This is a genomic window from Lysinibacillus sp. 54212, assembly GCF_036662795.1.
Taxonomy (GTDB): Bacteria; Bacillota; Bacilli; order Bacillales_A; family Planococcaceae; genus Lysinibacillus_B.
Genome location: NZ_JBAFWZ010000057.1, coordinates 1 through 3,210 on the forward strand (window position 1 = coordinate 1; position 3,210 = coordinate 3,210).

Below are 3,210 nucleotides of genomic sequence, written 5' to 3' on the forward strand. Positions count from 1 at the left end.
CTGATGTCTAGTTTTTTGCTATAATCCTTTGCATGATATAGCTGAATATCAACCGCCAATTCTTTTCCGGTTTCCTCGAAATATATTCGTTTTATCGCTTCCTCTGTTAATTTACCATACTCCAAATCTACAATTCGTCCACGTAATTCATCTGAAAATAGAATTTCTCCCATAAAATCACATCTCTCTTATTAAGGATTAAAACGAACAGAATGGAAGATTTTTTTTGCTCGATTTCTTTCTTGGTCCAGCTTTAAGTTACATTCTTCTGTTTTGCTCAAGCATGTAGAGCTATACTCTAGGCCTATTGCTTTGTCGCTAGTCCGGGAATTTATATAACCTAAAAAAACCAAATAAAATCCATTTTCATCATCATTTATATTGTGCCTATATTCCGTAAAATAAATATCATTATCTTCTATCTTGTATTTTTCGAAGTCTTCAGGTGTTAATGACTTTTCTGAACCAATCAGTAATTCTAAATTTGCATCTATCCATTCGGTAGCTTCACGGTCATCATAATGTCCTACGACTGAATAGCCGTAATTCTCTTCTTCTCGACCTTCCCCAAAATAAAAGGCTTCATAGTTTTGACCTCGATATTGATAAAAGACTTGATCCATCACTGCATTGACCGGATAAAGCATCGTATAACCACCAACGCCTGATTCAAATGTATAGTATCCTTCTTCAGTTTCTTTTGAAGAAGGAATGAATTCCTTTGTATACTCATCCTGCAAGGCAAGCGTTTGTGCTTCCTTTTCTGGAGAGGTATTACTTATATTAATTATTCCACACCCTCCAATGGAAAGAGTCGATGCAAAAAGAAGTATTAAGTAGCGAATATTCAAAATATTTCACCCCTATAGACGTATTTATTGATTGAAAGTAATGTGGAGTTATACCTCAAAAAAGTTCCTACTTTTTTAAGGTTAAAAACCATATTACTATACGGAAGTTACCTATCAATAATTTACCAGATAATGGGGAAGTAAACGACATGGTACGAGTAAATTAATGCTTTTCATCTAGACTTCTTTTTTTAAAAAGGGAAAATATTCATATCCCCTAATATTACTTATTGAGGAAAAGGTTCATTCATCAAGACCCTTTTGAGCAATATTTTAATAGCGGCTATGGACGTTAGATTAATAACAGCGAAGCAAAAAAGCAATAAAAAAACCATCAGCTGTTAAGAGTTGATGACGAATTTAAGTTTCGATTTATTGGATGTTGTAAAATGTCATCCTCTGTTACAAGGTGTTACATATCCTCTTGCAGATCAGCGAGTTTTACGAGAGTTTTTGGGTAGACTTAGAAGATTTCATTGAACATGTTATCGGAAAATAGCATCTTCCACAAAATTACCCCTATCATATTAAGGATTAAATCGAACAGAATGGAAGATTTTTTTCGCGCGTTCTCTTTCTTGTATCAAATCAAGCTTGCATTCTGCTGTTTCGCTTATACATGTAGAACTATAAGTTAGACCTAGGGCTTTATCGCTCGTCTGGGATTTTACATAACCTAAGAAATGCAAATAATACCCGTTTTCATTGTCATTTATGTCTTGTTTAAAATCTGCAAAATAAATATCGTTATCTTCTATCTGGTATTTTTCGAAGTCTTCGGGTGTTAGTGACTTTTCTGATCCAATTAGTAATTCTAAATTCTCCTCTATCCATTCAGTAGCTTCCTGATCATCAAAATGTCCTATGACAGAATAGCCGTAATTCTCTGCTTCTCTATCTTCTCCGAAATAAATGGCTTCGTAATCTTGATCTCGATATTGATAATACGTCTGATCCATCACAGCATTCACCGGATAAAGCATCGTATAACCCCCAACGCCCGATTCAAACGTATAGTATCCTTCTTCAGTTTCTTTTGTAGAAGGAATGAACTCCTTAGTAAACTCATCCTGCAAGGCTAGCGTTTGCTGTTCCTTCTCTTTTGAACTACTACCTGAATTGCCATTTGTATTCATTGACCCACACCCGCCAATAGATAGGGTCGCTGCAAAAAGAAATAGTAAGTAACGCTTTTTCAAAATGTTGCTCCTCTCTTTATTGACTAAATATTCTTATTGAAAGCATTATGGAGTTATATCTCAAAGTTCCTACTTAAACTAATGTTAAAAAGCCATATAACTATACGAAGGTTACCTTATCAATAATTTACCAGATAATGGGGAGGTAAACGATATGGTACACGTAAATTAATGCTTTTCATCTAGACTTCTCTTTTGAAAAAGGGAAAATTTTCATACCCGCTAATATTACTTATTGAGGAAAAGGTTCATTCATCAAGACCCTTTATAGTTGAGCTCTATTTTAATAGCGGCTATGGACGTTCGATTAATGACAGCGAAGCAAAAAAACAATAAAAAAACCATCAGCTGTTAAGAGTTGATGACGAATTTGCTTTTCGATTTATTGGATGTTGTAAAATGTCATCCTCTGTTACAAGGCGTTACATATCCTCTTGCAGACCAGCGAGTTTTACGAGAGTTTTTGGGTAGACTTAGAAGATTTCATTGAACATGTTATCGGAAAATAGCATCTTCCACAAAATTACCCCTATCATATTAAGGATTAAATCGAACAGAATGGAAGATTTTTTTTGCTCGCTCTCTTTCTTGATCAAGCTTAAGCTTACATTCTTCTGTTTCACTTATGCATGTAGAGCTATAAGATAGGGCTATGGCTTTATCACTAGTCTGAGATTTTACATAACCTAAGAAGTGCAAATAATAACCCTTTTCGTTGTCAATTATATTTTGTTTAAATTCAGCAAAATAAACATCATTTTCTTCTATCTCATATTTTTCGAAATCTTCTGGTGCTAATGACTTTTCCGAACCGATAAGTAAATCGAGATTGCTATCGATTAACTGTGTAATCTTGCGATCTTCGAAACGACCTTTTACAAAATACCCGTAATTTTCTTTTTCGCGATCTTCCCAGAAATAAATAGCCTCATACTCTTGATCTCGATATTGATAAAACGTCTGATCCAGTGTGGCATTTACCGGGAATAACAACGTGTACCCATCAATTCCTGATTTTAATTCATAGTATCCGTCTTGAACTTCTTTAGAAGAAGTAAGAAACCTACTTGTAAACTCATCCTGCAAGGCAAGCGTTTGCGGCTCTTTCTCTTTTGAATTAGTACCTGAACTGTCATTTGTATTCATTGACCCACAACCTC

General features: G+C 34.7%; 4 protein-coding genes. All 4 read right to left on the reverse strand.

Going from position 1 to position 3,210, the window contains the following annotated elements; all coding sequences use genetic code 11:
- Nucleotides 1-173 (reverse strand): DUF6792 domain-containing protein (locus tag V4T18_RS18400; protein ID WP_442916963.1); only part of this gene is annotated, 173 nt, incomplete at its 3' end.
- A gap of 18 nt (nt 174-191) precedes the next feature.
- The gene (locus tag V4T18_RS18175; protein WP_332651854.1) at nt 192-851 is read right to left on the reverse strand and encodes a hypothetical protein; all 660 of its coding nucleotides are present in this window, start codon (nt 849-851) and stop codon (nt 192-194) included.
- 527 nt (nt 852-1,378) lie between these two features.
- On the reverse strand, nt 1,379-2,050 hold the full coding sequence (locus V4T18_RS18180) for a hypothetical protein (protein ID WP_332651856.1): 672 nt from the start codon (nt 2,048-2,050) through the stop codon (nt 1,379-1,381).
- A gap of 537 nt (nt 2,051-2,587) precedes the next feature.
- Nucleotides 2,588-3,210: hypothetical protein (locus V4T18_RS18185; protein ID WP_332651858.1), on the reverse strand; the 623-nt coding region annotated here is incomplete at its 5' end.